The organism is Xylanimonas allomyrinae (assembly GCF_004135345.1).
Taxonomy (GTDB): Bacteria; Actinomycetota; Actinomycetes; order Actinomycetales; family Cellulomonadaceae; genus Xylanimonas; species Xylanimonas allomyrinae.
In genome coordinates this window covers 3,522,576-3,547,891 of sequence record NZ_CP035495.1, presented here as the reverse complement: position 1 = coordinate 3,547,891, position 25,316 = coordinate 3,522,576, and the positions used below count along the sequence as shown (strand labels likewise).

The window sequence follows — 25,316 nt, the reverse complement described above, 5'->3', positions numbered from 1 at the left end:
GTCAGGCCCCTCCGTGGAAGCATGGGCCGCATGGGGATCGAGTTCGCGCGCTCGGCGCGTTCGACAGTAGGGCTCGAGTGGGAGCTCGCCCTGGTCGACGCCGACTCCGGCGACATGCGGCAGGCCGGGCCGTCCGTCGTGGCCGCGCTGTCTCCGTTCGGCCCGCACCCGAACGTCCACCCGGAGTTTCTGCGCAACACCGTCGAGATCGTTTCCGGGGTCTCCCGGACGGTCGGTGAGGCGGGTGGCGACCTGGTACGCACGCTCGACGAGGTGCGCGCCATCACCGACCCGATGCGCGTCGAGCTCCTCAGCGCGGGCACGCACCCGTTCTCGCACTGGTCGACGCAGAAGGTCACGGACAAGGAGCGGTACCACACCGTCGTCGACAGGGCGCAGATGTGGGGCCGGCAGATGCTCATCTACGGCGTCCACGTCCACGTGGGCGTCGAGGACAGGGCCAAGGTGCTGCCGATCATCCGGTCGCTGCTCGTGTACTACCCGTACCTGCAGTCGCTGTCGGCGTCGTCGCCGTACTTCGACGGGCGCGACACGGGGTACGCGTCCATGCGCGCCCTGCTGTTCCAGCAGCTCCCGACGGCGGGGCTGCCCTACCAGTTCGCGACGTGGACCGAGCTGGAGCACTACGTCGAGGACATGGTGCGCACCGGCGTCATCGACCACGTCAACGACGTGCGCTGGGACGTGCGGCCGGCGCCTCGGTTCGGCACGGTCGAGGTCCGCGTGTGCGACGGCGTCTCGAACCTCACCGAGCTGCTCTCGCTGTCCGCGCTGACGCACTGCCTGGTCGAGCACCTGTCGACGCGGCTCGACGAGGGCAAGCCGCTGCCGACCATGCCGCAGTGGTTCGTGCAGGAGAACAAGTGGCGTGCGGCCCGCTACGGCATGGACGCGATCATCATCCTCGACGACGCCGGCAAGGAGGAGCTGGTCACGGACGCGACGCGGCGGCTCGTGACCGAGCTGGAGCCCACGGCCGAACGCCTCGGCTGCCTGACCGAGCTGGCGGGCGTGCTCGACATCAGCGAGCACGGGGCCTCCTACCAGCGGCAGCGCGCCGTCGCGGCCGCGCACGGCGGGGGGCACGACGGGCTGGAGGCCGTCGTCGCGCACCTGGTCGCGGAGCTGCGGGCAGGTCGTCCCCTCCCCGCGCCGCGCGGACCTGGAAGACTCGGGGACGCGCCCCCGGCGGCTGAGTCCCGCCGGACCCGAAGCCGACACCTGGAGGTCCGCATGCGCCGCCTGTTCGTCCACCAGAAGCTCTGGTCGCTGCGCGGACGCTTCGCCGTCACGGATGAGTTCGGCGGTGCCGTCTACCAGGTCGAGGGCAGCCTGTTCCAGATCCCCAAGCAGTTCACGATCACCGATCTCGCGGGCCGCGAGCACGCGCGGGTGTGGAAGAAGCCGCTGTCGTTTCTGCCGCGGTTCTTCGTCGAGGTCAACGGCGTCCCGGTCGCGACCATCCGCAAGGAGCTGACGTTCCTGCGCCCACGCTTCGTGATCGACGGCCCGGGCATCGAAGTTTTCGGCGACCTGTGGAGCATGCACTTCGAGCTGCGCCGTGGCGGGGTCCCGATCGGGCGGGTGGACAAGACGTGGATGACCGTCCGCGACACGTACGCCGTCGAGGTCGAGTGGCCCGAGGACGAGATCGTCGTCCTCTCCATCGTGCTGGCGATCGACTACGTCAGGAGCGCGGCATCCTCCGACGCCTCGACCTGAGCGCCGCGCCCGGACGCCTCACACGCTCACGGTGGTCAGCGCCATCGACGAGTCCACGCCGATGCCGAGCGTCGACGGTGCGACGCCCGCGCGCACGACCGCGGAGCCGAGCGCGGCGATCATCGCCCCGTTGTCGGTGCAGTAACGGATCGGCGGGATGCGCAGCTCGATGCCCGCCTCGGCGCACCGCTGGGCGGCCTTCTCGCGAAGCTGGCTGTTGGCGCTGAAGCCGCCGCCGACGACGAGCGTGCCGACGTCGTGGCGGCGGCAGGCCGCGATCGTCTTGGCCGTCAGGACGTCCACGACGGCCTCGGCGAACGACGCCGCGACGTCGGCGACAGGGATCGGGCGCCCGGCGTCCTGCTCGGTCTCGACCCAGCGGGCCACGGCCGTCTTGAGGCCCGAGAACGAGAAGTCGTACGCGTGCCTTGCCTGGTCCTTGGCAGCGGTCAGGCCGCGCGGGAACCGGATCGCGCCCGGGTCGCCCTCACGGGCGAGCCTGTCGATGTGCGGGCCGCCCGGGTAGGGCAGCCCGAGCAGGCGGCCGACCTTGTCGAATGCCTCGCCCGCGGCGTCGTCGAGCGTGGAGCCGAGCTCGGTGACGTCGGTCGCGACGTCGTCGACCAGCAGCAGCGAGCTGTGGCCGCCCGAGACGACCAGGGCCATCACGCGGCCCGGGAACGGGCCGTGGACGAGCTGGTCGACGCACGCGTGCCCGATGACGTGGTTGACGCCGTACAACGGCTTGCCCAGGCCGATGGCGAGCGCCTTCGCGGCGCTCGCACCGATCGTGAGCGGGCCGACGAGGCCCGGCCCGGCGGTCACGGCGACGGCGTCCACCTGCGACAGGTCGACGCCGGCCTCGCCGACCGCCTGCTGGATCGTGGGGATCATCGCCTCGAGGTGGGCGCGGCTGGCGACCTCGGGGATGATGCCGCCGTAGCGGGCGTGCTCGTCCATCGAGCTGGCGGTCGCGTCGACGAGCAGCTCGTCGCCGCGCACCAGGGCGACGCCCGTCTCGTCGCAGGAGGTCTCGATCCCGAGCACGAGGGGGTCGCCGCTTGCCATGGGGGCCATCCTCCCATCCCCGCGCGGGCCTGGCCCCGGCGACGACGCCCGCCGGACGGTCGCCCCAGGCAGCCACTGTGCCGCAGATCACGGTGCCATACCGGATGAGTCCGCGCTGGTCACGCGTTCACCCCGGCATGACCGAAACGCTGACCACGACCGCTGACCTCGCCATCGACGAGGCCGCTGCCGACCTGCTCTTCCGTACCGCGCGCACCGCCATGCAGTGGACCGGCGACGTCGTGACCGACGACGAGATCGAGGCCGCCTGGAGCCTCGCCAAGTTCGGCCCGACGGCGATGAACTCGCTCCCGCTGCGCTTCGCGATCGTGCGCTCGGACGAGGCGAAGGCCCGCCTCGTCGAGCTCATGCCCGACGGCAACAAGGCCAAGGTCGAGGCCGCCCCGGCGACCCTCGTGCTGGCGTACGACCCCAACTTCCACGAGCACATGGACACGCTGTTCCCGCACGCCCCCGGCATCAAGGAGCAGTTCGCCCCGGCCGCCGAGATGCGTGACGGCATGGCCCGCACCAACGCGCTGCTGCAGACGGGCTACCTCATCGTGAGCCTGCGCGCCGCGGGCCTGGCCACCGGCCCGATGCACGCCGCCGACTACGCGGCCGTCGACGCCGCGTTCTTCGCCGAGTCGGGCTTCAAGAGCTTCCTCGTGGTGAACGTCGGCCACGCGGAGGGTGAGGGCACCGCGTTCCCGCGCCTGCCGCGCTTCGAGCTCGACGAGGTCGCCGCGATCCGCTGACCGCGGGCATCCGCACGGCAGAGGCCCGACGCACGGGAGCTGGATCGCTCCCGGCCGTCGGGCCTCTTGCCGTCCCCGCCCGCGCGGCGGGCGGCGTCACGCCGGTCTCGGCCCCGTGGCCGCCGGGCGGGACGCGTCCGCGGACCACTGGCTCCACGACCCGGGGTAGAGCGCGGCCGTGACGCCCACCGTGGCGAGCGCCGCCGCCTCGTGCGCCGCCGTCACGCCGCTGCCGCAGTACACGCCGACCCTCGGCCCGCCCGCGCACGCGCCGAGCGCCGCGAACCGTTCGCGGAGCACCTCGGCCTGGAGGAACGTGCCGTCCTGCGCGAGGTTGTCCGACGTCGGTGCGCTCCGCGCCCCGGGGATGTGGCCCGCCCGCGGGTCGATCGGCTCGGTCTCGCCGCGGTACCGCTCCCCCGCGCGCGCGTCGAGCAGCACGCCATCGCCCGCCGCGAGCGCCGCAGCGTCGGACGCCGTGAGCGTGCGCAGGTGCCCGGGGGTCAGGACGACGTCGCCCGGGGTGGCTTCGACGTCGTCCACCTCCAGCGGGTACCCGGCGCGTTCCCACGCGGGCAGGCCGCCGTCGAGCAGGCGCACGTCACGCATCCCGAAGTAGCGCAGCAGCCACCATGCGCGTGCGGCGGCCATGCCACCGGTGGCGTCGTAGGCGACGACGCGCGAGTCGTTCCGTACGCCCCACCGCCGAGCGGCCGTCTGGAGCTGGGACGTGCTGGGCAGCGGGTGGCGTCCTTCCGCGGCGGAGGGCGCGGCCGCGAGCTCGGTCTCCAGGTCGGCGAAGACCGCGCCGGGCAGGTGCCCGGCGCGGTAGTGGGCGAGCCCGTCGAAGGTCTGCCCGGCGGCCGCGAGCGCCCAGCGCACGTCGAGCACGACGGGCGGGCCGGGCACCGGGTCGTCACCGCGCAGCCCGAGGTCGGCGGCGAGGTCGTCTGCGGTCACCAGGACGGCGGCGCGCGGGTCCGGGTCGCTCATGCGTGGTCTCCTCCGGGGGCGGCGGGCAGTGTCAGCCGCATCGTGTACGCGTCCTTGTCCTCGGGCTGGTAGTAGCGCTTGCGCAGCCCGATGCGCTCGAACCCGAGGTCGGCGTACAGCGCGAGCGCGGGCTCGTTGTCGACGCGCACCTCGAGCAGCACCGCGGTCGCCTTGAGCTCGACCGACCGTGCGACGAGCGCTTCGAGCAGCGCGCGTCCGACGCCGTGCCGCTGCCATGCGGGGTCGACGCCGATGGTCATGATCTGGGTGACGTCGCCGTCGAACCACAGGCCCGCGTAGCCGACGGCGCGGCCGCGCACGGCTTTCTCTGCGGCGGTGCGCCCGGCGTCGTCGCGCCCGACGACGCCGTGCTCTGCCGGCTCGGCGACGATGTACCAGCGACCCCACCCGGCGAGCTCCTCGGCGAGCATGCCGTACGTCCACGCTCCGACGCCGAACAGGACGCGTTCGAGGTCGAGCACGCGGTCGAAGTCGTCGCGCCGCAGGTCGCGCAGCCGCACGCGCGTCGCGGGGGGCTGGGCCGCGCCGGGTGCGGGGACCGTCGCCGGGGCTGCGCCGTCCGTGCTGGTCATCGGGCACCTCCTGCCGTGCCGGGGGTGACGGCGAACGCCGGCACGACCCGTGGTGACTCGTGGACGTCGGGCCGCCGCAGGTACAGCGGCTCGGTGGGCTGGTCGCGCCCGGCCGCGCGCCGCTGGAGCGCGACGCGTGCGAGCACGACGGGGTCGGGCAGCGTGGGGGCGTCCTCGTCGGCGGTGAGCGCGTCGGGGTACAGCGTCGCTCCCTCGCCGACGACGGCGAGGCTCGCGGCGCCCGCCCGGGCGGACCGGCCCGCACCGGCAGGGTCGGCCGGCTCGTTGGCCGCAGCGACGTCGGCCGCCCGGCCGACGTCAGGTCCGGCCACCGTCTCCACGACGGGGACCCCGTGCGGTCCCTCGTGCGCGACGACGCGGTATCGCGCCCAGTAGACCTCGCGGCGGCGCGCGTCGGTCGCCACGAGCACCTCGTCGTCGGGGGCGAGGCCCAGGTCGGCGACGGCCTGGACGGCCAGGGCGTCGAGGCTGGGCACGCCCATGACGGGGACGCCGAGCGCGAGCGCGAGCGTGCGCGCAGTGACGAGCCCGACGCGCAGCCCCGTGAAGGGCGCGGGCCCGGTGCCCGCGACGACGGCGGTGACGTCCGCGCGGGTCAGCCCGGCGTCGTCGAGCACCTGCGCGATCATCGGGGCGAGCTGCTCGGCGTGACGGCGCCGTTCGTCGACCGCGCGCGCGGCCAGGCGCGCGCCGTCGTCGGAGACGAGCGCGACGGCGACGGCTGCGGACGTGTCGATCGAGAGGACTGCCACGGCACCAGCCTACGGAGCGCCGGGACCGGGGTCGGTGACGACGGCGCGCAGGTCGACGCCGGCCCACCGGGCCCCGACGCCGCGCAGCGTCGCGTGCCGCACCCCCGCCTCGGCGTTCTCCGGGTCGAGGCCGGCCGCGGCGAGGCCCCGCGGGCGCACGAGCTCGATCTCCAGCCGGTCGTCGGTGAGCGTCTCGGCCAGCCCTCGCCCCCATTCGACGACGGTCACGGAGTCGTCGAGCGAGGCGTCGAGGTCGAGCGCGTCGAGCTCGCCCAGGCCGCCGAGCCGGTAGGCGTCGACGTGGACGAGACCGGGGCCGGTGGTGCCGTCGGGGCGCGGCAGGGGCGGGTGCTCGCGCGCGACGATGAAGGTGGGCGACGCGACCTGCCCACGCACGTGCAGCGCGGCGCCGAGGCCCTGTGTGAACGTGGTCTTGCCCGCCCCGAGGTCGCCCGTGAGGATCACGAGGTCGCCCGCGCGCAGGACGCGCACGAGCGCCGCGCCCAGCGCGCGTGTCGCCTCCGCGGTGGGCAGGTCGACGCGCACCTCGGTCACGTCCACGACCCCGACTCGGCCGTGCCTGCGTCGGCGGTGGCCGGCGCCGCCGGTGGTGCCACCGGCACCCCGGTGACCGTGGCAGCCGTGCGCCCCGGCACCCCGGGAACGTGCCCCACGTAGACGCGTGGCACGCGCGCACCGAGTCGCGTGACGATCTCGTACGAGATGGTGCCGGCCGCCGCCGCCCAGTCCTGCGCGCTCGGCACCGCGGCCGAGTGCGCGAGCCCGTCGGTCGAGCCGAAGAGCGTGACGACGTCGCCGGCCCGCTCGGCGGCGTACGGCCCGAGGTCGAGCACGACCTGGTCCATGCACACGCGACCGGCGACGCGCAGTACGCGCCCGCCGTCGGCGTCGGGGTCGGCGGGGCTGCCGAGCCCCGCGGTCTCGGGCCCGCCGACGTACACGGGCCCGCCCGGGCCGGCCGAGCCGCCCGAGGCGTGCCGCGGGATGCCGTCGGCGTACCCGAGCGGGACGACGCCGAGCCGCGTGGCCTGCGCCGTCGTGTACAGGTGCGCGTACGACACGCCCTGCCCGGCGGGCACGTCCTTGACCGTGGCGAGCCGCGCCTGGAGCGTCATCGCCGGGCGCAGCCCGAACGACGACGGCGGTGCGACCTGCGGCACGGGCGAGAGCCCGTAGACGGCGAGGCCGGGCCGGACGAGGTCGTAGTGCAGCGCGGGCGCGGTCAGCGTCGCGGCCGAGTTCGCGGCGTGCCGGACCTCGACCTCGATGCCTGCGGCCTCGACGGTCCGCACGGCGTCGTCGAGCACGACGCGCTGGGCCGCGATGGTGGGGTGCCCGGGCTCGTCGGCGTACGCCAGGTGCGTCCACACTCCCACGACGCGCACCACGCCCTCGGCCTGCAACGCGGCCGCGCGCGCGACGGCGCCCGGCAGGTCGGCGGGCATGATGCCGTTGCGGCCCAGGCCCGTGTCGATCTTGAGGTGGACGCGCGCCGGGCGCCCGGTGGCGCGCGCCGCGGCGGCGACGCCGTCGAGCGCCCAGGGCGCCGCGACCGAGACGTCGACGTCGGCGGCCAGCAGCGCGCCGAAGTCCACGCCCGGCGCCTGCAGCCAGGTGAGGATGCGGGCGTCGCCCGGCCCGATGCCCGCGGCGCGCAGCGCGAGGGCCTCGGCCGCCTGCGCGACGCCGAGCCACGTGGCCCCGCCCGCGAGCGCCGCCCACGCGCTCGGCACGAGCCCGTGCCCGTACGCGTCGGCCTTGACGACGGCCATGAGGGCGGCGGTCGGCGCGTGGTCGCGCAGCGCGCGCACGTTGTCGCGCACGGCCTCAAGATCGACGACGGCGCGGGCCGGGAAGCTCCCGGTCCAGCCGTCGGACGGCGAGGGCGCGGGTGTGGGCGCCGGTGTGGCCTGGTCGGGGAGGGGCGTCACGCGGCCATCCTCCCACTGTGCTCGGGCGCGCTCGCCTCGCCGCGCACGAGCCGCGCGGCTGCGGCGTCGTTCGCACGCCCCTACCTTGTCTCACTGACTAGTCAGAGTTACTGTCTAGCCGTGACCGACACCCCCTGGCCCTCCGAGTGGATGCGCGGGCCGCTGTCGCTGTGCGTCCTCGCCGTCGTCGCGCGGCACGACGACGGCACGCACGGGTACGCGATCGCCCAGGCGCTCGCCACGGCAGGCATGGGCACCGTCAAGGGCGGCACGCTCTACCCCTGCTCGGGCGCCTGGAGGAGGACGGGCTCGTGACCGCGTCCTGGCTGCCCGGCGACGGCGGACCCGGCCGCAAGGTGTTCACCCTGACCCCCGGCGGGCGCCGCCACCTCGCCGCGCAGCTCGCGCGCTGGCGCGAGTTCACGACGCTGACCACCCATCTGATCGCAGAGGCGGACGCACGATGACGAAGACCACCGACGGCTACCTCCAGACGCTCGTCCTGGCCCTGCACGCGCGCCGCGTCCCGTCGCACCGCATCGGGGAGGTCGTCGCGGAGGTCGACAGCCACGTCGCGGAGACGGGCGAGGACCCGCGCGAGGCCTTCGGCGACGCGCACGACTACGCGCGGGTCGTCGAGCCGCACCCGCCGCGCCGCGGGCCACGGCTCGCGCTCGAGGCCCTGCTGGGCGGCCTCACGGTCTCGCCGTCTTCACTGCTCTCGCCGGAGCCCTGCGCGGCGAGCACGTCCTGGGGATGCCGGTCGCGGTCACCGCCGCGCTGGCCCTCACGCTGTGCGCGACGACGATCTGGTGCGCGCAGCGGCTGCGCCCGCCCGTGCACGACCCGCGCACCGGCAAGCGCCTGAGCAGCGGAGGGGGGACGGCGTTCGCCGTCGTGATCGCGGGGGCGAGCGTGCTCGCCGCGGTGGCGGTTCTCCTGTCGCCCCGGTGACCGCGCTCCGGCGGCGCGCCGACCCGCGACGCCGTCAGGCGTGCGGCCACTGGGCCAGCGCGCGCCGCGAGACGAACGCGCGGCCCGTCCCGGTGAACGGGTCGGTGAACGTCAGCGACCTCGCGAGCAGCTGCAGCGGGTGCGCCGGGTCGTCCCCGCCGTCCGGGCGCACCTGCGGCCAGAACGGGTCGTGCAGGATCGGCAGGCCGAGTCCCGCCAGGTGCAGGCGGAGCTGGTGCGTCTTGCCGGTGTGCGGTTCGAGCCGGTACAGCCCCAGCCCTCGGGCGTCGTCGCGCGCCACCAGGTCGATCCACGACTCCGCGTTGGGCTCCCCCGGCACCTCCTGAGCGGGGGCGATCCCGCGGACCTTGACGATGCGCGAGCGCACCGTCGCCGGGAACGCGAGCCCGTCCGGGGGCAACGGGGCCACCGCCTCGTAGACCTTGCGGACGCGGCGCTCCTGGAACAGGTCCTGGTAGGCCCCGCGCACCGCGGCGCGCACGGTCAGCACCAGCACACCCGCCGTCGGGCGGTCGAGGCGGTGGGCCGGCGCGAGCTCGGGCAGGTCGAGCGTGCGACGCAGGTGCACCAGCACGGTCTGGGTGATCCACCGCCCGCGCGGCATGGTCGCGACCAGGTGCGGCTTGTCGACCACGAGCAGGTTCTCGTCGCGGTGCAGCACCTCGATCTCGTCGAGCGCGGGGACGCGCGGCTCGTCGGCGGGCGGGTCGCGGTACAGGAACAGGAAGCCGCGCGGCTCATACGGCGTCACCGCGTCGATCGGCGCACCACGGCCCGTCATCACCTCCCCGGCGGCGACCTTCGCGCGCAGGCGCGCGGCGTCGTGGGGGAAACGTTCCAGCAGGTAGGCGAGGGCGGTGGGCCACCGGGCGACGGACGCGGCGTCGTGCGGGAGCACCAGCCGCGTGGGGTTGAGCCCGTCACGCACCGGGAGCGGACTGAACGGCACGTCCCCATGGTCCCATCCAGAGGTGCAGGATGGACATATGGGGACAGAGATCTACGACATCCCGTTCCGGCGGATGGACGGGTCGGCGACGTCGCTCGCGCAGGTGCTCGACGGGCATCGCGACGACGTCGTGCTGGTGGTCAACGTGGCCTCACGCTGCGGGCTCACGCCGCAGTACGCCGCGCTGGAGGAGCTCCAGGAGAGGTATCGCGAGCGCGGGTTCACCGTGGTCGGGTTCCCGTCCAACCAGTTCCTCCAGGAGCTCGGGTCGAACGAGGCGATCGCCGACTTCTGCTCGACGACGTACGGCGTGACGTTCCCGGTGATGGACCGCATCCGGGTCAACGGGCGCCGCACCGCACCGCTCTACGAGCTGCTCAAGAAGACGGCGGACGCGAGCGGCCACGAGGGGCGCATCCGGTGGAACTTCGAGAAGTTCCTCGTGCTGCCCGGAGGGACCGTGCAGCGCTACGAACCCCGGACGGTGCCCGACGACCCGGCGATCGTGGAGCAGATCGAGGCGCACCTGCCGCGCTGATCCACGCGAGGCCCCACGCCGGCCCCACGCCGGCCCCACGCGGGCCCCACGCCGGGCCCACGCCGGGCCCCACGCGGGGGCCGGTGCCGGGGAGCGGGTCAGCGCGCGGGACGGTCCTCCGGCCGCTCCCGGGCCGCGGGACACCCCGTCGCGAGCGGGACCAGGACGTCGTCGGCCAGCGAGCGCAGGAACGCGGCGTCGACCGGCTCGCGGCCCATGACGAGCCGGCACGCGACCATCGCGGCCGGCACCTGCGCGATGAGGTCGAGGTCGAGCCCCGGCGCGAGCTCGCCGCGCGCGGCGGCCCGCGCGAGCAGGCCGCGCACCACTGCGACGCGCGGGCGCACCAGGCGCTCGTCGGCGACCGCCGCGAGCTGCGGCGAGTGCTGAAGCTCCGCAGCGATCCCGGCCAGCGCCTCCCAGACTCCCTCGTCCTTGTGCTTGAGGCCGCGCAACGCCGCGAGGTCGCCGCGCAGCGAGCCCGTGTCCGGCACGTCGTCGAGGCGCGGCGCCCCGTGCCCCGTGCAGGCGATGGTGTCGATCACGAGCTCGGCCTTGGACGGCCAGCGCCGGTAGACGGTCGCCTTCCCGGCGCCCGCTCGCGCGGCCACACCGGCCATCGTCATGCGCGCGTACCCGTGCTCGGCGAGCTCCGCCCGGGCGGCGTCGAGGATGTCGCCGTCGCGGGTCTGGTCACGGGGGCGACCCACCCGCGCCGTCGGCGCGGGCCGCCGGTCGCGGGCTGCGGGGGGCGCGAAAGGCTCGGGAGGCTCGACCGGTGCGGCGTGCGCGGTGTTCCCGTCGGGGTTCGCCATCGTCGGCCTCCTTGCGCGTGGGCGGTCGCCCGCGAGGGCGCCGTCGTTCCATTCTGCCCTGAGCGATCAGGGTCCGGGATTTCGGAACCAGGGGGTTCCGAAAGACGTCGCGACGTGCCTACCGTGGCGCTGAGCGACGCGCCACGACGCCGCACGCCCTCCGCAGGAGCCCACCATGACCTCACCCTCCCCCACCGTCCACGACTCCCGGCGCTGGTGGATCCTCGCGACCGTCGCGATCGCCCAGCTCATGGTGGTTCTCGACGCCACCGTGGTGAACATCGCCATGCCGTCGGCCCAGGCCGAGCTGGTCTTCTCCGACAACGACCGCCAGTGGGTCGTGACGGCGTACGCACTGGCCTTCGGGTCGCTGCTGCTGCTCGGCGGTCGCCTGTCCGACCTCGTCGGGCGGCGCAGGACCTTCATCATCGGCCTGATCGGCTTCGCGGGGGCGTCGGCCCTGGGCGGAGCCTCACAGTCCTTCGGCATGCTCGTCGGCGCACGAACCCTGCAGGGCGCGTTCGGAGCGGTGCTCGCCCCCGCGGCCCTGTCGGTGCTGACCACGACGTTCGTCGACCCGAAGGAACGCTCGCGCGCCTTCGGCGTCTTCGGCGGCCTGGCGGGCGCCGGCGGCGCCATCGGCCTGCTGCTCGGCGGCTTCCTCACCGAGCACCTGGACTGGCGCTGGACGCTCTACATCAACCTCGTGTTCGCCGCGCTCGCCGTGGCCGGCGGCCTGACGTTCCTGCACGCCACGCGAGGGCGCGCGCAGCGGCTCGACGTCGCCGGGGCCGCGCTGGGCGGGGCCGGGCTGTTCGCGCTGGTCTACGGCTTCTCGCGCGCCGAGCCCGAGGGCTGGGGATCACTCTGGACGTGGGGGCCGCTGGTCGCGTCGGCCGTCCTGCTGACCGCCTTCGTGCTGCGGCAGCGCGCCGCCGGGCACGACGCCCTGCTGCCGTTGCGCGTCGTCCTCGACCGCAACCGCGGAGCGTCGTTCCTCGCGATCCTCGTCGCGGGCGCGGGCATGTTCGGTGCGTTCCTCTTCGGCACGTTCTACCTGCAGACCCAGCTCGGCTACAGCCCGTGGGAGACGGGCCTGGCGTTCCTGCCGCAGATCCTCGTCCTGGCCACGTGCGCCCAGCTGTGCACCAACATCTTCCTGCCACGCTTCGGGCCCAAGGTCATGGTGCCGATCGGCCTGGGCCTCGCCGCGGTCGGCCTGGCGATGCTCACCCGGATCGACCTTCAGTCGACCTTCGTGGCCGACGTCCTCCCGGGCCTCATGATCATGGGCGCGGGCATGGGCACGGCCATGCCCGCCGCGATCCAGACGGCCACGCTCGGCGTCGACCGCGACCACGCGGGGGTCGCCTCCGCCGTCGTCTCCACGAGCCAGCAGGTCGGCGGCGCCCTCGGAACCGCGGTGCTCAACACCATCGCGACATCGGCCGCCAGCGCCTACGTGACGGCCCACGCGACCACGAACCCACCCGCCGGCGGCGTGCTCGCGCGCGCGGCGATCGACAGCTACACGACGGCGTTCGGCGTCTCCGCGCTCATCTTCGCGGGTGGGTCCGTGCTGACAGGACTGCTCTTCCGCCGCAGGGCGGCCGCGCAGGCCGCAGGCGGGCCCGCTGCCGCCGAGGTCGCCGAGGTCCGCGCCGGCTCCTGAGGCACCGCCGGACCGCCCGCGCCCCGGGCGGTCCGGCGCCCCGGGCGGTCCGGCGAGCGGGCGGTCCGGCGAGCGGGCGCGACCGGGCGGCTGGCCAAAACCCGTCACCGGGCCACTCCGCGGCGCGCGTGCCGCCACCATGAGCACCGCGTGGCGGCCCCGGCCGAGGGCGCCCGTGAAGGCCCCTGCTCGCCCCGACGTGCGGCCTTCCAGGTTCGGCCGCCACCGGTGAACACCGGGAAGGAGCGATCCTGTGAGAGCCATCCCGACCGCGCGGCTGGTGCTGGGCCTGACCGCGGCCGTGGCGCTCACGGCCGCCGTGGGCGCCCCCGTCGCGTCCGGCGCCCCGTCGAGCCCGCACGACGTCAACGTCGTCGTTCCCTACGGTCAGACCGCGCAGCTCCCCGCCCAGGTCGTCGTGTCCGACGACGGCACACCCGTCACGCACGCGGTGCGGTGGCCCGCGCTCGACCCCGGGATCTTCACCGATCCCGGCACGCACACCGTGACCGGCGAGGTGACCGACACGGGCGCGTCCGTGACCGGCGTCGTCACCGTCGGCGCACGCAACCAGACGCTCAGCGTCGCGGCCGTCGGTGACAGCATCACCTACGGCATGAACACCTCGGGCACCGAGACCAGCTCCTACCCCGCCCAGCTCCAGTCGATGCTCGGCGACGCGTTCTCGGTCAAGAACTTCGGCATCTCGGGCTACACCGTCATGACTCGCGGCGACCTGCCCTATGCGCGCACGACGCAGTACACGCAGAGCCGGGCACTCAACCCCGACGTCGTCGTGTTCCAGCTCGGCACCAACGACACCAAGTCGTGGAACTACCGGTACATCAGCGACTTCGTGGACGACTACCGGGCACTGGTGCGGTCCTACCTCAGCCTTCCCTCCGCGCCCGTCGTCTTCGTCGCACTGCCGCCCACGGTCTTCTCGACCGCCTACGGCATCGACGAGACCAACCTCCTCGACGTCAACAAGCGCATCCTGGACGCCATGTCGACGCCCGAGTTCCAGGACGTCACGATCATCGACAACCACACGTTCACGGCCGACAGCAAGGCCCTGTACGGCGACGGCGTCCACCCGGGCAACGAGGGCTCGACCGAGCTGGCGGTCAACGTCCGCACCCAGCTTGTCGGCGACACGCGGGCCGCGCACTCCCGCAAGACCATGGTCACGAGCCTGACCGACGAGAAGGGCGCGTACCTGTACGGCTCGAACGACCGGTCCGGTCTCCCGGCCCTGCGGTCGGTCAACGCGGGCGACTGGGTCTCCTTCTCGAACGTGACCCTCGACCCGGGACCCTCACCGGCGATCCACGTGCGCCTCGCGGTTCCCTACGACAACACGACGCTCACGATCCGCGCCGGCTCGCCGACCGGCACCGTCCTCGCGGCGGTCAAGGTCGCGCAGACCGGCGGCCTCGCCTCATGGAAGACCGTCCCGATCACGCTCGCGGACGTCGGCACCGGCCCCAGGACCTCTACCTGTCGTTCGACCGGCCGTCCTCGCCGCCGTCGCTCGAGCTCGCGTCGGTCGAGTGGATCGACTTCACCCCCGGTTCGCTGCCTGCGTACGCGGCCGGCTGGCAGACCGTCCGCCCCTCGTCGGCCGCCGTGGCCGAGGAGCCCGGCGACGTGCTGGCGATCACCAGTCAGTGGGGCGACCTGCGCGCCGCCAACAACAACGCCGCCAACGTGCTCGTCCGCGACGTCGGCACGCGCGACTTCACGGCCACGGTCACCGTGGAGAACCGGCCCGCCACCTACGCGACCGGCGCCGGCCTCGTGGTCTACCTCGACGACAACTCCTACGTCGCGATCCTGCGCAGCAACTACGGCACGCCCCGCGTGCGGCTCCTCAACGAGACCAACGGCGGCCTGGCCGAGCGGGAGGTTCCCGACCCGGGCACGGGGCCGTTGAGGCTGCGCCTGCAGCGCGTCGGCACGCAGGTCACCGTGTCCTTCAGCCAGGACGGCACGGCGTGGACCCCCGTCTCCCCGGCGGTCACCAACACCATGCTCGACCCGACCACCGAGCTCAAGGTGGGGGTGCTCGCGTCGAAGGGCACGTACACCACGCCCGACCCGACCATCCGGTTCTCCGGCTTCACGCTCGACGACGAACCCGTCGCGTTCTTCGCCGACCACTGACGGCGGCTCCTCGCCGCGCGCTCAGCGCGCGGCGAGGAGCCCGGCGACCACGCCCGGGATCGCGTCGGCCACCGCAAGCGCCGCCACGGGCCCGCCCGGCGTGGCCCGCTCGGCCGCCCGGCCGTGGACGAGCGCCGCGGCCGCGGCCACCGCCGCCGCCCGCTCGGGGTGTGCCACCACCTCGGCGGATCGCGCGGCGAGCATCGCGCCGAGCAGCCCGGCAAGCACGTCCCCCGCGCCCGCCGTCGCAAGCCACCCGGGCGCGTCGGCCTGCGCGTATGTGACCCCGGGCCCGACGACGACGGTCGCTCCCCCCTTGAGCAGCACGGTCGCCCCCGTGAGCTCGTGCGCGCGCCGCGCCCAGCGCAACGGCTCTGCCTCGACGCCCACCCGTTCCACGTCCTCGCCGTGGGCGACGAGCAGCGCCGCAAGCTCGCCCGCGTGCGGCGTGAGCACGACCCACGCCGGGCAGGGGCGGTCGAGCAGCGCGAGCGCACCGGCGTCGACCACCGCAGGCACCGGGTCCTGCGTGCCCGCGAGCAGACCCGACGCCGCCGCGAGCGCCGCCCGCGCCCGCCCGCGCTGCCCGTCGTCGACGCCGTCGGCCGGCAGCCCCGGACCGAGCACCCACGCCTGCACGCGCCCGTCGGCGGGGACGACCTCGGGCCGTGCGGCGACGACGGCGCGCGCGACGTCGTCGGGTCCCTGGTAGCGGACCATGCCCGCACCGGCGCGCACGGCGGCGGCCGCGGTGAGCACGGCCGCGCCCGGGTACGTGGTCGTGCCGGCGACGACCCCGACGACGCCGCGCGTGTACTTGTGGTCCTGCGGCCCGGGCACCGGCCAGGCAGCGGCGACGTCGGCGTCCTCGAGGCGCACGACGGCGGGCCTGCCGCCCGTTCGTGCGGCGGGCGGCAGGGCCAGCCCGATGTCGATCACGGCGCCCGCCCCGGTCAGGTGGGTCGCGGGCGGCAGCAGCAGGCCCGGCTTGGCGGCGCCGAACGTCACGGTGCGGTCGGCGGGCAGCACCGGCCCGGGCAGCGTCCCGTCGTCGACGCCGACGCCCGACGGGACGTCGACGGCGACGACCCAGGGACGTCCTGTGCCCCCGGGCGGGGGAAGGATCCGGCTCAGCTCGTCGACCAGCGCGCCGCCCATGCCGCGCATCGGCCCCTGGGCGCCGATCCCGAGCAGGCCGTCGATGATCACGTCGGCACCGGACGCCGCAGCCGCAGCCGTCGTGACGCCGACCGTCGGTCTCCGTGCCGCGCCCGGCTGCGGGGCCGCTCCGCCGTCCGCCGCGGTGAGCGCGACCACGCGCCCGCCTGCGGCGTCCAGCGCGGCAAGCCCGCCCTCGTGGACGCGTGACGCGGCGAGGTAGGCGGTCACGGCGAGCCCGCGGCGGGCGAGGAACGCCCCGGCGTGCAGCGCGTCACCGCCGTTGTTGCCGGCGCCCACGAGCAGCGCGACCCGCGCCCCGCGAACCGAGCCGTCGCGCAGCTCGCCGTCGGGTCCTGCCACGGCTCGCCGCCGGGCCAGGTCCCTGCGGACGACGGCGGCCAGCGCGAACGCGGCCCGCTGCATGAGCGGCACCCCGGCGGCGAGCAGGGGCTCCTCGGCGGCACGGACGTCGTCGGCGGACCAGGCCTGGATCATGCCCCCATCATGGACGGTTCGCGGCGGGCGGGCGGGCCGGCCGGTGCGGCCTGTCGCGGCGGGGCCCCAGGCCGCGCCTCCTGCTCGGCCGAGGCGGGGGGCCTCGCGCCGCGCGGCGTCACGTCAGACGGCCGCCTGGGGCTGACAGCTGCTCGCAGCGTTTCGACCCCGCGAGTAGGTTGACGGCATGCGATTCGGCCTCTTCATCCCGCAGGGCTGGCGTCTCGACCTCACCGAGGTGGCGCCCGAGAACCACTGGGGGACGATGCGCTCCCTCCTTCAGCACGCAGACACGGCCACCACCCCGACGGGCGCGTTCGCGTTCGAGTCGGCGTGGGTCTACGACCACTTCCACTCCGTCCCGGCCCCGACCGACCAGGCGACGCACGAGGCCTGGACCCTCATGGCCGCGTTCGCGGCGTCGTCGGAACGCGTGCGCCTGGGCCAGATGTGCACCTGCATGGCCTACCGCGAGCCCACGTACCTCGCGAAGGTCGCCGCCACGGTCGACGCAATCTCCGGTGGCCGCACCGAGATGGGCATCGGCGCCGGCTGGTACGAGCACGAGTGGCGCGCCTACGGCTACGGCTTCCCGCGCGCCGGCGAGCGGCTGCTCGCCCTCGACGAGGGCGTGCAGATCATGGCGAACATGTGGCGCACCGGCTCCTCGGGCACGTTCGCCGGCAAGCGCTATCAGGTCGACGGCGCCCTGTGCTACCCGCAGCCCCGGCAGACCGTTCCTGTCGACGGCGAGGACAAGCCGTCGATCCCCCTGTGGATCGCGGGCGGCGGCGAGCGCAAGACGCTGCTGACGGCGGCCAAGTACGCGCAGTACACCAACTTCGGTGGTGACCTGGAGACCTTCGTCCACAAGTCGCAGGTGCTCCGCACCCACTGCGACGCCATCGGCCGCGACTTCGCCGAGATCACCCGCTCGGCGAACTTCAACGTGCTCATCGGCTCGGCGAAGGAGATCGCCGACAAGGAGGCCTGGCTGGCGTCGGTCTACCGCAAGCACACCCCCCAGAAGGCCGACGCGGAGCTGGAAGGCTGGCGGTCGACGCCGCTGCGCGGGACCCCGGAGCAGATCACGGAGACGCTGGCGCAGTTCCAGGCCGCCGGCCTCGCCTACACGATCGGCTACTTCCCGAACGCCGCCGCGGACCGCGACCAGCTCGACCTGTTCGCCCGCGAGGTCGTCCCCGCGCTCAGCGGCACCGCGAGCCCCGCTCGATAGGACCCCGCCGGACGGTGCCGCGCGGCTCGCGCGTCAGGACTCGGCGATTGCCAACGCCGACGCGATGCCGGCGTCGTGGCTGATCGAGACGTGCCAGGTGCGCACGCCCAGCGCCTGGGCGCGGGCCAGGACCGTGCCGCGCAGCTCGACGTGGGGCGGGCCGCCGACGGTGCGGTGAATCGTCGCGTCCTGCCAGCGCAGGTCGCCAGGGGCGCCGAGCGCCTTGGCGATCGCCTCCTTGGCCGCGAACCGCGCGGCCAAGGAGTTGGCGGGCAGGTCCCGCTCCTGCGGCGTGAACAGCTTCTCGCGCAGCCGCGGCGTGCGCTCGAGCGTCGCGACGAACCGCGCGACGTCGACGACGTCGATGCCCACGCCGATGATCATGCGGCCACCCTACGCAGGCGGCCTCACTCGACGGTGACGGACTTGGCCAGGTTGCGCGGCTGGTCCACGTCCAGGCCCTTGGCCGTCGCCAGCGCCATCGCGAAGATCTGCAGCGGCACCACGGCGAGCAGCGGCTGCAGCAGCGTCGGCGCCGCGGGGATCCAGAAGATCTCGTCGGCGTACTTGCGCACCTCGTCGTCGCCGTCCTCGGCGATGACGAGGGTGCGCGCGCCGCGCGCACGGATCTCCTGGATGTTCGAGACCACCTTGGAGTGCAGCCCGTCGCGCGAGCGCGGCGAGGGCACGACGACGAACACCGGCTGACCCTCGTCGATGAGCGCGATGGGCCCGTGCTTGAGCTCACCGGCCGCGAAGCCCTCGGCGTGGATGTACGCCAGCTCCTTGAGCTTGAGCGCGCCTTCCAGCGCGACGGGGAAGCCCACGTGCCGCCCGAGGAACAGCACCGACGTCGCGTCCTTCATCGACCGTGCCGTGGCGCGCACGTACTCGCCGCGCTCGATGACGGTCTGCACCTTGGCGGGCAGCCCGCGCAGCTCGTTCAGCAGCGCCGCGATCTCGTCGGGGAACTTGTTGCCGCGCAGCTGCGCGAGGTACAGGCCCAGCAGGTAGGCCGCGGTGATCTGGGAGAGGAACGCCTTGGTCGAGGCGACGGCGATCTCCGGCCCGGCGTGCGTGTAGAGCACGGCGTCGGACTCGCGCGGGATCGTCGAACCCTGCGTGTTGACGATCGACAGCACCTTGGCGCCCTGCTCGCGCGCGTGCCGCACGGCCATGAGGGTGTCCATGGTCTCGCCCGACTGCGAGATCGCGACGACGAGCGTCTTCTCGTTGACGATCGGGTCGCGGTAGCGGAACTCGTGCGCGAGCTCGACCTCGACAGGGATGCGGCACCAGTGCTCGACCGCGTACTTGGCCACGTGCCCCGCGTACGCGGCGGTGCCGCAGGCGATCACGATGATCTTGTCGATCGAGCGCAGCACCGACTCGTCGATGCGGATCTCGTCGAGCGTCAGGCGCCCGTCGAGGTCGGTGCGCCCCAGCAGCGTGTCCGCGACGGCGTGCGGCTGGTCGTGGATCTCCTTGTCCATGAAGGAGTCGAAGCCGCTCTTCTCGGCCGCGGCCGCGTCCCAGTCGACCGTGAAGCGCTTGGCGTCGGCGGGCTTGCCGTGGAAGTCGGTGACGGTGACCGACGTCGGGGTGATCGTGACGATCTGGTCCTGCCCGAGCTCGAGCGCCTCCTTGGTGAAGGCGATGAACGCCGCGACGTCGGAGCCGAGGAAGTTCTCCCCGTCGCCGAGCCCGACGACGAGCGGCGAGTCGTGACGCGCGCCGACGACCGTCAGCGGGTCGTCCGCGTGCACGGCCAGCAGCGTGAACGTGCCCTCCAGCCGCCGGGCGGTGGCAGCCATGGCTGCGGTGAGGTCCTTCGTCGACGCGTACTCGCGGGCGAGCAGCGCGGCCGCGACCTCGGTGTCGGTCTCGCTGCGGAAGAAGACACCGTCGGCCAGCAGCTCGGCCTTGAGCTGGGCGAAGTTCTCGATGATGCCGTTGTGGATGACGGCGAGCTTGTCGTCGTCGGCCAGGTGCGGGTGGGCGTTGACGTCCGTGGGGCCGCCGTGGGTAGCCCAACGGGTGTGGCCGATCGCGGCGGTGGCGTCGGGCAGCGGGTGCGCGTCGAGCTCGCCGACGAGGTTGTTGAGCTTGCCCGACTTCTTGGCGAACGCGATGCGCGCCTGCCCCGGGCCGGCGAGCGCGACGCCCGCCGAGTCATAGCCGCGGTACTCCAACCGCCGCAGGCCCTCCAGGGCCACCTCGAGCGGATGCCGCGTCGCGGCCGGCGTGCCGGCAGCGCCTCCTTCGGTCAGACCCAGACCTGCGTACCCGACGATTCCACACATGCGCAGGAGTCTATCCGGGCCCGGACCCACCCAGCCCCGTCCCCGCGTACGGCACAATCGAGGCGTGCCAGCACTGTCCGGACACGCCGACGACGGCGCCCTCCCCTCCACCGACGCGTCGCACGAGCCGTCGTTCTCGCTCACCGGCCGGTCCTCGTCGTCGCCCTACGTCGACCTCGACCGTGCCGCGTGGAGCCGCCTGTCGGAGTCGACGCCGCTGCCCCTGACGAACCACGACGTGCGCCGCCTGCGCGGCCTCGGGGACCCGATCGACCTCGCCGAGGTCGACGCCGTCTACCGCCCGTTGTCCCGGCTGCTCAACCTCTACGTCACCGCGACGGCAGGCCTGCACCGGGCGACGTCGACGTTCCTGCGCGAGGGCGGGCCCCGCACTCCGTACGTCATCGGCGTCGCGGGATCGGTCGCCGTCGGCAAGTCGACGGTGGCGCGCATCCTGCGCGAGATGATGGCGCGCTGGCCCGAGACCCCGCACGTCGAGCTGGTGACCACCGACGGGTTCCTCTACCCGAACGCCGAGCTCCAGCGCCGCGGGCTCATGGAACGCAAGGGTTTCCCCGAGTCGTACGACAGGCGGGCGCTGGTGCGGTTCGTCTCCCGCGTCAAGGCCGGCCAGGCCGAGGTGCGCGCCCCCGTGTACTCGCACGTCACCTACGACATCCTGCCCGGCGAGGAGGTCGTCGTGCGCCGGCCCGACGTCCTCATCGTCGAGGGGCTCAACGTGCTCCAGCCGGCCCGGCCGGGCGCCGCGGAGGACTCCATCGTCGCGGTGAGCGACTTCTTCGACTTCTCGATCTTCGTCGACGCCCGCACGCGCAGCATCCGCCAGTGGTACGTCGACCGGTTCCTCAACCTGCGCCAGACGGCGTTCTCCCGGCCCGAGAGCTACTTCCGCCGGTACGCGGACCTCACCGACGAGCAGGCGACCGCGCGCGCGCTGTCCATCTGGGATGCCATCAACGCCCCCAACCTGGAGCAGAACATCCTGCCCACGCGCGGGCGGGCGACGCTCGTGCTCACCAAGGGTGCCGACCACTCCGTCCAGCGCGTCCGCCTGCGCAAGCTCTGACGGGCGGGCGCGGAGCGAGATCCCACCCCGGCGGCGACCGCACGCGCCGGCGCCGTCACGGCCCGCCGTGCGATCACGTGGTCTCAGGTGCGGCGCGCACCACGAGGGCGAACGCGCCCAGGACCGCACACAGAGGTCGGTAGTAGCGCGCGTCCAGCTGCCGGAACCGCCAGCCAGGCTCTGGCAGGGCCAGCGACCTCGCAGCCGCGACGCCACCGGCTCCGGCCCGCGCCAGAAGGCCCGCGCCCACTGAGCGACGGCACGTCCCCGTCCGGCCGTGTGCGGCGAGTGTCCGCCGCGAGGCACCGAGCCTCAGACGGACACGTCGCTCGCGGCGTCGGCCGACCTGGTCGGCACACGTCCCACGATGCCGGCCGGCAGCTCGGGGGCCTGTGCGTCCGCCGCACCCCACAGGCCCGCGCCAGAGCCCGCGACGTCGCCGATCTCCTCCGCGAACGCCTCGTCGACCGCCTCGCCGCGGTGGCGCAGGACGGCGCGGACCACGCGATCGAGCACGACGCCGACCAGCACGCCCGCGACGATGCCGACCGCCATCGCGAGCAGCGGCACGTCCTCGAGCCACGCGCCCGCGGTCATGCCCACGGCCAGCGAGTACAGGCCCCAGACCACGGCGGCGATGGCCGAGTAGCCCATGAACTGCCGCCGCGGATACCCGACGGCACCCGCAGTCATGTTGACCGCGACGCGGCCGATGGGCACGTACCGGGCGGCGATGATGAACGACGCCCCGCGACGAGCGAGCGCGCGGCGCGCCCAGGCGACCGTCGACCGGCCGCGCCTGGTTCGCAGGATCGCGACACGCTCCGTGCCGATCGACCGGCCGATCTGGTAGGCGATCTGGTCGCCGCACCACGCGCCGAGCACCGCGGCGATCAGCACGCCGACCAGCCACGGCGAGCCGGTCGCCACGGACGCCACGGCAAGCGTGATGATGACGGACTCGCTCGGCAGCGGCGGGAAGAACCCGTCGATGAAGGCGAGCGCGAACATCACGGGGTAGACCCAGGTCGCGCCGGACAGCGCGAGGATCCAGCTCTCGAGCTGGTCCAGGATCGTCAGCAGATCCACGCGCTGGTGTCCTCTCGTCGGCGGGGGCCGGTGTGGCGCCCCGGACCAGACTAGAGGGGCGCGCCGCCTCGGGTCTCCGGGGATTCCCCTGGCCCGACCCTGGTTCCGCGAACCTTCACCGCGGGTTCACGGCCTCCCCGCCGCTCGCCCCGCACGCGGGCTCCCCGCGCAGGGAACGGGCGTCGTCGCGCACGCTCGGCGCGCACGCACGGCCACGGTCAGGGAACCTCGAAACCGAGCGCCTCCGACACCGGCACCGGGTCGAGCGCTCCGCCCCACAGTCGCACCAGGTTCGCATTGCTCGAGAACGACCGGGGCACCGCACGGTCCAGGTACAGCTCGCCGCGCAGGTGGTCCGTCTCGTGCTGGATGATCCGCGCCGGCCAGCCGGTCAACGCCTCCTCGACGGCGGCACCCGTCTCGTCCTGCCCGGTCAGGAGCACGCGGTGGTGCCGGGGGACGAGCGCGTGCCACCCCTCGATCGACAGGCATCCCTCGAAGAAGGACGCGTGCCGGGCGGGGCCGCCGTCCTCCTCCCCCAGGGGCTCGTACCGGGGGTTGACCAGCACCCGGAACGCCAGCGGTGCGCGCTCGCGCGGGTCCTGCGCCGCACCGGCGTCCTCCGCGACGGCGAGCGCCAGGCCGACGCCGATCTGCGGCGCCGCCAGGCCCACGCCGGGGGCCGCGTGCATGGTGCGGCGCATCGCGGCGACGAGCGGGATCAGCAGGTCGCCGAGCTGCCCGGTGTAGGTGGCCGCGGGGGTGCGCAGCACCGGGTCACCGGACTGGACGATGGGCAGCGTGCCGTTCGCACCGGCCGCCGCGAGCCGGTCCGCGACCTCGGCGCGCAGCCCTGCGTCGACAGGTCCGGCGAACCCCGGGGTGCTCATAGCGCGAGCCGCTCGCGTACGACGGCGGCGAGCGACTCGGCGACACCGTCGGCCTGCTGCTGAGTCGCCGCCTCGACCATGACGCGCACGAGCGGCTCGGTACCCGACGAGCGCAGCAGCACCCGCCCGGTCTCCCCCAGCAGCGCCTCGGCTGCCGCGACGGCCGTGAGCACGCCCTCGTCGCTGCCCGCGCGAGCCTTGTCGACACCCTTGACGTTCACGAGCGTCTGCGGCAGACGCGGGATCTGCGCGGCGAGCTCGGCCAGGCGCTGGCCGGACCGCTTGACCTCGGCCGCCAGGTGCAGCGCCGTCAGGACGCCGTCGCCCGTGGTCGCGTGCTCGGCCAGGATGATGTGCCCCGACTGCTCCCCACCGATGCCGTGCCCGTGCGCGCGCATCTCTTCGAGCACGTACCGGTCGCCCACCCCGGTCTGCACCGTGGTGATGCCCGACTCCTTCATGGCGATCAGCAGGCCGAGGTTGCTCATCACGGTCACGACGAGCGTGTCGTTGGGCAGTCGCTGCTCTGCCTTCATGGCGCGCGCGAGGATGCCGAGGATCTGGTCGCCGTCGACCAGCGCGCCGGCGTGGTCGACCGCGAGGCAGCGGTCGGCGTCGCCGTCGAACGCGACGCCGAAGTCCGCCTCCGCCGCGACCACGACGGCCTGAAGCTGCTCGGGGTGCGTCGACCCGGCCTTCTCGTTGATGTTGCGCCCGTCCGGGCTGGCGTTCATCACGACGACGTCGGCGCCGGCCTGCCGCAGCGCCTCGGGGCCGACGGCGCTCGCGGCGCCGTTCGCGGCGTCGACGGCGATCCGCAGCCCTTCGAGGGGCGGTGGTCCGCCGTCGTGCCGATGCTCGCGACCAGGTGCTCGACGTAGCGGTCCACGGCGGCTCCGTTGTCGACACGGACGCGCCCGACCATCGCCCCGGTGGGCAGCTCCCACGACTCCTGGATCCACGCCTCGATGCGGTCCTCGACGGCGTCGTCGAGCTTGAGCCCGCCGCGCTGGAAGAACTTGATGCCGTTGTCGGGCATCGGGTTGTGCGACGCCGAGATCATGACGCCGAGGTCGCAGTCGAGCTCGCTGACGAGATACGCCAGGGCCGGGGTCGGCAGGACGCCCAGGTCGACGACGTCGACGCCCGCGCTGGCGAGCCCCGCGGTCACGCCAGCACCCAGGAACTCACCTGACGCGCGGGGGTCGCGCCCCAGGACGGCCCGCGGGCGGTGGCCCGGCGAGTGCGGGGCGGCCGCGAGCTCGTGCGCGGCCGCGCTGCCGAGCGCCAGGGCCAGCTCCGCGGTCACGTCGCGGTTGGCGAGCCCCCGCACTCCGTCGGTGCCGAACAGACGTGCCATGAATATCCTCCTCGGACGATGCCACCCGAATCGTAGACCTCCCCAGGGAGGCGGCCGCGCGGCGCCCGCCACCCAGACCGCAGCCGGTCCGCCGTCGTCAGCGCGCCGTGACGCGGCAGGCGCCGCAGCGGTGCCGCGGACGGCGACGGCCCCGCCGGACCGAGTCCGGCGGGGCCGTGCGTGCAGCGGTGATCGGGCCGATCAGCGCTTCGAGTACTGCGGGGCCTTGCGGGCCTTCTTGAGACCGGCCTTCTTGCGCTCGACGACGCGCGCGTCGCGGGTCAGGAAGCCGGCCTTCTTCAGCGCGGCGCGGTTGGCGTCGCGGTCGATCTCGTTGAGCGCGCGGGCGATGCCCAGGCGCAGTGCGCCGGCCTGGCCGGACGAGCCGCCACCCGTGATGCGGGCGACGACGTCGAAGCGCCCCTCGACCTCGACCAGCTTGAGCGGCGAGTTGACGAGCTGCTGGTGCACCTTGTTCGGGAAGTACTCCTCGAGGGTGCGGCCGTTGATCTTCCACTGGCCGGTGCCGGGGACGAGGCGCACGCGCGCCACGGCCTCCTTGCGGCGGCCCAGGGCCTGGCCGGGGGCGGTGATGGACTGACCGCGGTTGGCGACGGGCGCCTCGGTCTCCGTCGTGTAGGTGCTGGGCGTCTCGTCCAGCTCGGTGTCGATGGTGTCGACGGTGGTCTCTGCCACTTT

The 25,316-nt window shown here is 74.1% G+C and carries 24 protein-coding genes and 3 pseudogenes; 12 read left to right on the top strand and 15 right to left on the bottom strand.

Annotation, left to right across the window (positions count from 1 at the left end; translation table 11 throughout):
• Positions 1 to 30: 30 nt before the first annotated feature.
• Positions 31 to 1,167 (top strand): annotated as a pseudogene (locus tag ET495_RS16090) (glutamate--cysteine ligase); the annotation flags it as partial.
• A gap of 87 nt (positions 1,168 to 1,254) precedes the next feature.
• Positions 1,255 to 1,743 (top strand): LURP-one-related/scramblase family protein, encoded by a 489-nt coding sequence (locus ET495_RS19830; protein ID WP_484455995.1) that lies wholly within the window; start codon positions 1,255 to 1,257, stop codon positions 1,741 to 1,743.
• A gap of 18 nt (positions 1,744 to 1,761) precedes the next feature.
• Here ET495_RS19830 and tsaD read toward each other — a convergent pair whose 3' ends face one another.
• Positions 1,762 to 2,820, bottom strand: coding sequence for a tRNA (adenosine(37)-N6)-threonylcarbamoyltransferase complex transferase subunit TsaD (gene tsaD, locus ET495_RS16085; protein WP_129205623.1), 1,059 nt, complete (start codon positions 2,818 to 2,820; stop codon positions 1,762 to 1,764).
• A 128-nt stretch (positions 2,821 to 2,948) separates the two neighbouring features.
• Between tsaD and ET495_RS16080 the strand changes: the two genes are divergently transcribed.
• Positions 2,949 to 3,569 (top strand): malonic semialdehyde reductase, encoded by a 621-nt coding sequence (locus tag ET495_RS16080; protein ID WP_129205622.1) that lies wholly within the window; start codon positions 2,949 to 2,951, stop codon positions 3,567 to 3,569.
• Positions 3,570 to 3,665: 96 nt separating this feature from the next.
• On the opposite strand, the gene ET495_RS16075 is transcribed toward ET495_RS16080, so the two are convergent.
• The 5 genes from ET495_RS16075 to alr are packed head-to-tail and all read right to left on the bottom strand — an operon-like array spanning position 3,666 to position 7,772.
• Entirely contained in the window at positions 3,666 to 4,562 is an 897-nt protein-coding gene (locus ET495_RS16075) for a sulfurtransferase (protein ID WP_129205621.1), read from the bottom strand.
• On the bottom strand, positions 4,559 to 5,155 hold the full coding sequence (gene rimI, locus ET495_RS16070; RefSeq protein ID WP_129205620.1) for a ribosomal protein S18-alanine N-acetyltransferase: 597 nt from the start codon (positions 5,153 to 5,155) through the stop codon (positions 4,559 to 4,561). Before rimI ends, ET495_RS16075 begins: the two co-directional genes overlap by 4 nt.
• Positions 5,152 to 5,928: a tRNA (adenosine(37)-N6)-threonylcarbamoyltransferase complex dimerization subunit type 1 TsaB gene (gene tsaB, locus ET495_RS16065; RefSeq protein ID WP_129205619.1), complete on the bottom strand. Its 777-nt coding sequence runs from the start codon at positions 5,926 to 5,928 to the stop codon at positions 5,152 to 5,154. Before tsaB ends, rimI begins: the two co-directional genes overlap by 4 nt.
• Before the next feature lie 9 nt (positions 5,929 to 5,937).
• Complete coding sequence (tsaE, locus tag ET495_RS16060) at positions 5,938 to 6,483, bottom strand: tRNA (adenosine(37)-N6)-threonylcarbamoyltransferase complex ATPase subunit type 1 TsaE (RefSeq protein WP_129205618.1); 546 nt, start codon at positions 6,481 to 6,483, stop codon at positions 5,938 to 5,940.
• Positions 6,480 to 7,772, bottom strand: coding sequence for an alanine racemase (gene alr, locus ET495_RS16055; protein ID WP_245993501.1), 1,293 nt, complete (start codon positions 7,770 to 7,772; stop codon positions 6,480 to 6,482). Before alr ends, tsaE begins: the two co-directional genes overlap by 4 nt.
• A 228-nt stretch (positions 7,773 to 8,000) precedes the next feature.
• Here alr and ET495_RS19525 point away from each other — a divergent pair, with 228 nt between their 5' ends.
• From ET495_RS19525 to ET495_RS16045, 3 genes are read left to right on the top strand one after another with little or no spacing between them, the layout of a single operon-like run.
• A complete protein-coding gene (locus tag ET495_RS19525; protein ID WP_342770118.1) occupies positions 8,001 to 8,195 on the top strand; it encodes a PadR family transcriptional regulator in 195 nt (64 codons plus the stop codon).
• Complete coding sequence (locus ET495_RS19520) at positions 8,192 to 8,347, top strand: PadR family transcriptional regulator (protein ID WP_342770117.1); 156 nt, start codon at positions 8,192 to 8,194, stop codon at positions 8,345 to 8,347. The genes ET495_RS19525 and ET495_RS19520 overlap by 4 nt, the downstream gene beginning before the upstream one ends.
• Positions 8,344 to 8,748 carry a hypothetical protein gene (locus ET495_RS16045; protein WP_129205616.1) on the top strand — a complete coding sequence of 135 codons (405 nt, stop codon included), beginning with the start codon at positions 8,344 to 8,346 and terminating at the stop codon, positions 8,746 to 8,748. The genes ET495_RS19520 and ET495_RS16045 overlap by 4 nt, the downstream gene beginning before the upstream one ends.
• 120 nt (positions 8,749 to 8,868) lie before the next feature.
• On the opposite strand, the gene ET495_RS16040 is transcribed toward ET495_RS16045, so the two are convergent.
• On the bottom strand, positions 8,869 to 9,804 hold the full coding sequence (locus ET495_RS16040; protein WP_129205615.1) for a pseudouridine synthase: 936 nt from the start codon (positions 9,802 to 9,804) through the stop codon (positions 8,869 to 8,871).
• Between the two features lie 37 nt (positions 9,805 to 9,841).
• On the opposite strand from ET495_RS16040, the gene ET495_RS16035 reads away from it, so the two are divergent.
• The gene (locus ET495_RS16035; protein WP_129205614.1) at positions 9,842 to 10,342 is read left to right on the top strand and encodes a glutathione peroxidase; all 501 of its coding nucleotides are present in this window, start codon (positions 9,842 to 9,844) and stop codon (positions 10,340 to 10,342) included.
• Between the two features lie 98 nt (positions 10,343 to 10,440).
• Here ET495_RS16035 and ET495_RS16030 read toward each other — a convergent pair whose 3' ends face one another.
• Entirely contained in the window at positions 10,441 to 11,157 is a 717-nt protein-coding gene (locus ET495_RS16030) for a TetR/AcrR family transcriptional regulator (protein WP_129205613.1), read from the bottom strand.
• 175 nt (positions 11,158 to 11,332) lie between these two features.
• Between ET495_RS16030 and ET495_RS16025 the strand changes: the two genes are divergently transcribed.
• The 3 genes and pseudogenes from ET495_RS16025 (at position 11,333) to ET495_RS19000 (ending at position 14,995) form a co-directional block, all read left to right on the top strand.
• Entirely contained in the window at positions 11,333 to 12,829 is a 1,497-nt protein-coding gene (locus ET495_RS16025) for an MFS transporter (protein WP_129205612.1), read from the top strand.
• Positions 12,830 to 13,445: 616 nt separating this feature from the next.
• A pseudogene (locus ET495_RS19005) lies at positions 13,446 to 14,246 on the top strand (GDSL-type esterase/lipase family protein); the annotation flags it as partial.
• Positions 14,247 to 14,272: 26 nt separating this feature from the next.
• Entirely contained in the window at positions 14,273 to 14,995 is a 723-nt protein-coding gene (locus tag ET495_RS19000) for a beta-xylosidase family glycoside hydrolase (protein WP_245993499.1), read from the top strand.
• A gap of 21 nt (positions 14,996 to 15,016) precedes the next feature.
• On the opposite strand, the gene ET495_RS16015 is transcribed toward ET495_RS19000, so the two are convergent.
• On the bottom strand, positions 15,017 to 16,651 hold the full coding sequence (locus ET495_RS16015; RefSeq protein WP_129205610.1) for a bifunctional ADP-dependent NAD(P)H-hydrate dehydratase/NAD(P)H-hydrate epimerase: 1,635 nt from the start codon (positions 16,649 to 16,651) through the stop codon (positions 15,017 to 15,019).
• 187 nt (positions 16,652 to 16,838) lie between these two features.
• On the opposite strand from ET495_RS16015, the gene ET495_RS16010 reads away from it, so the two are divergent.
• Entirely contained in the window at positions 16,839 to 17,888 is a 1,050-nt protein-coding gene (locus tag ET495_RS16010; protein WP_129205609.1) for a TIGR03560 family F420-dependent LLM class oxidoreductase, read from the top strand.
• Positions 17,889 to 17,921: 33 nt separating this feature from the next.
• On the opposite strand, the gene ET495_RS16005 is transcribed toward ET495_RS16010, so the two are convergent.
• Together ET495_RS16005 and glmS are read right to left on the bottom strand one after the other, a co-directional pair.
• Entirely contained in the window at positions 17,922 to 18,272 is a 351-nt protein-coding gene (locus ET495_RS16005; RefSeq protein WP_129205608.1) for a holo-ACP synthase, read from the bottom strand.
• A 23-nt stretch (positions 18,273 to 18,295) separates the two neighbouring features.
• Positions 18,296 to 20,191 carry a glutamine--fructose-6-phosphate transaminase (isomerizing) gene (glmS, locus tag ET495_RS16000; RefSeq protein ID WP_129205607.1) on the bottom strand — a complete coding sequence of 632 codons (1,896 nt, stop codon included), beginning with the start codon at positions 20,189 to 20,191 and terminating at the stop codon, positions 18,296 to 18,298.
• A gap of 64 nt (positions 20,192 to 20,255) precedes the next feature.
• Between glmS and coaA the strand changes: the two genes are divergently transcribed.
• Positions 20,256 to 21,278, top strand: a complete 1,023-nt coding sequence (gene coaA, locus ET495_RS15995; RefSeq protein WP_245993144.1) for a type I pantothenate kinase — start codon at positions 20,256 to 20,258, stop codon at positions 21,276 to 21,278.
• A 312-nt stretch (positions 21,279 to 21,590) separates the two neighbouring features.
• Here the strand turns inward: coaA and ET495_RS15985 are convergent, their stop codons facing one another.
• The 4 genes and pseudogenes from ET495_RS15985 to rpsI form a co-directional block, all read right to left on the bottom strand.
• Positions 21,591 to 22,367 carry a DedA family protein gene (locus tag ET495_RS15985; RefSeq protein ID WP_129205605.1) on the bottom strand — a complete coding sequence of 259 codons (777 nt, stop codon included), beginning with the start codon at positions 22,365 to 22,367 and terminating at the stop codon, positions 21,591 to 21,593.
• 218 nt (positions 22,368 to 22,585) lie between these two features.
• Positions 22,586 to 23,257, bottom strand: a complete 672-nt coding sequence (locus ET495_RS15980) for a peptide deformylase (protein WP_129205604.1) — start codon at positions 23,255 to 23,257, stop codon at positions 22,586 to 22,588.
• Positions 23,254 to 24,617, bottom strand: a pseudogene (gene glmM / locus ET495_RS15975) (phosphoglucosamine mutase). Before glmM ends, ET495_RS15980 begins: the two are co-directional and overlap by 4 nt.
• Before the next feature lie 201 nt (positions 24,618 to 24,818).
• Positions 24,819 to 25,313, bottom strand: a complete 495-nt coding sequence (gene rpsI, locus ET495_RS15970) for a 30S ribosomal protein S9 (protein ID WP_129205603.1) — start codon at positions 25,311 to 25,313, stop codon at positions 24,819 to 24,821.
• Positions 25,314 to 25,316 lie beyond the last annotated feature (3 nt).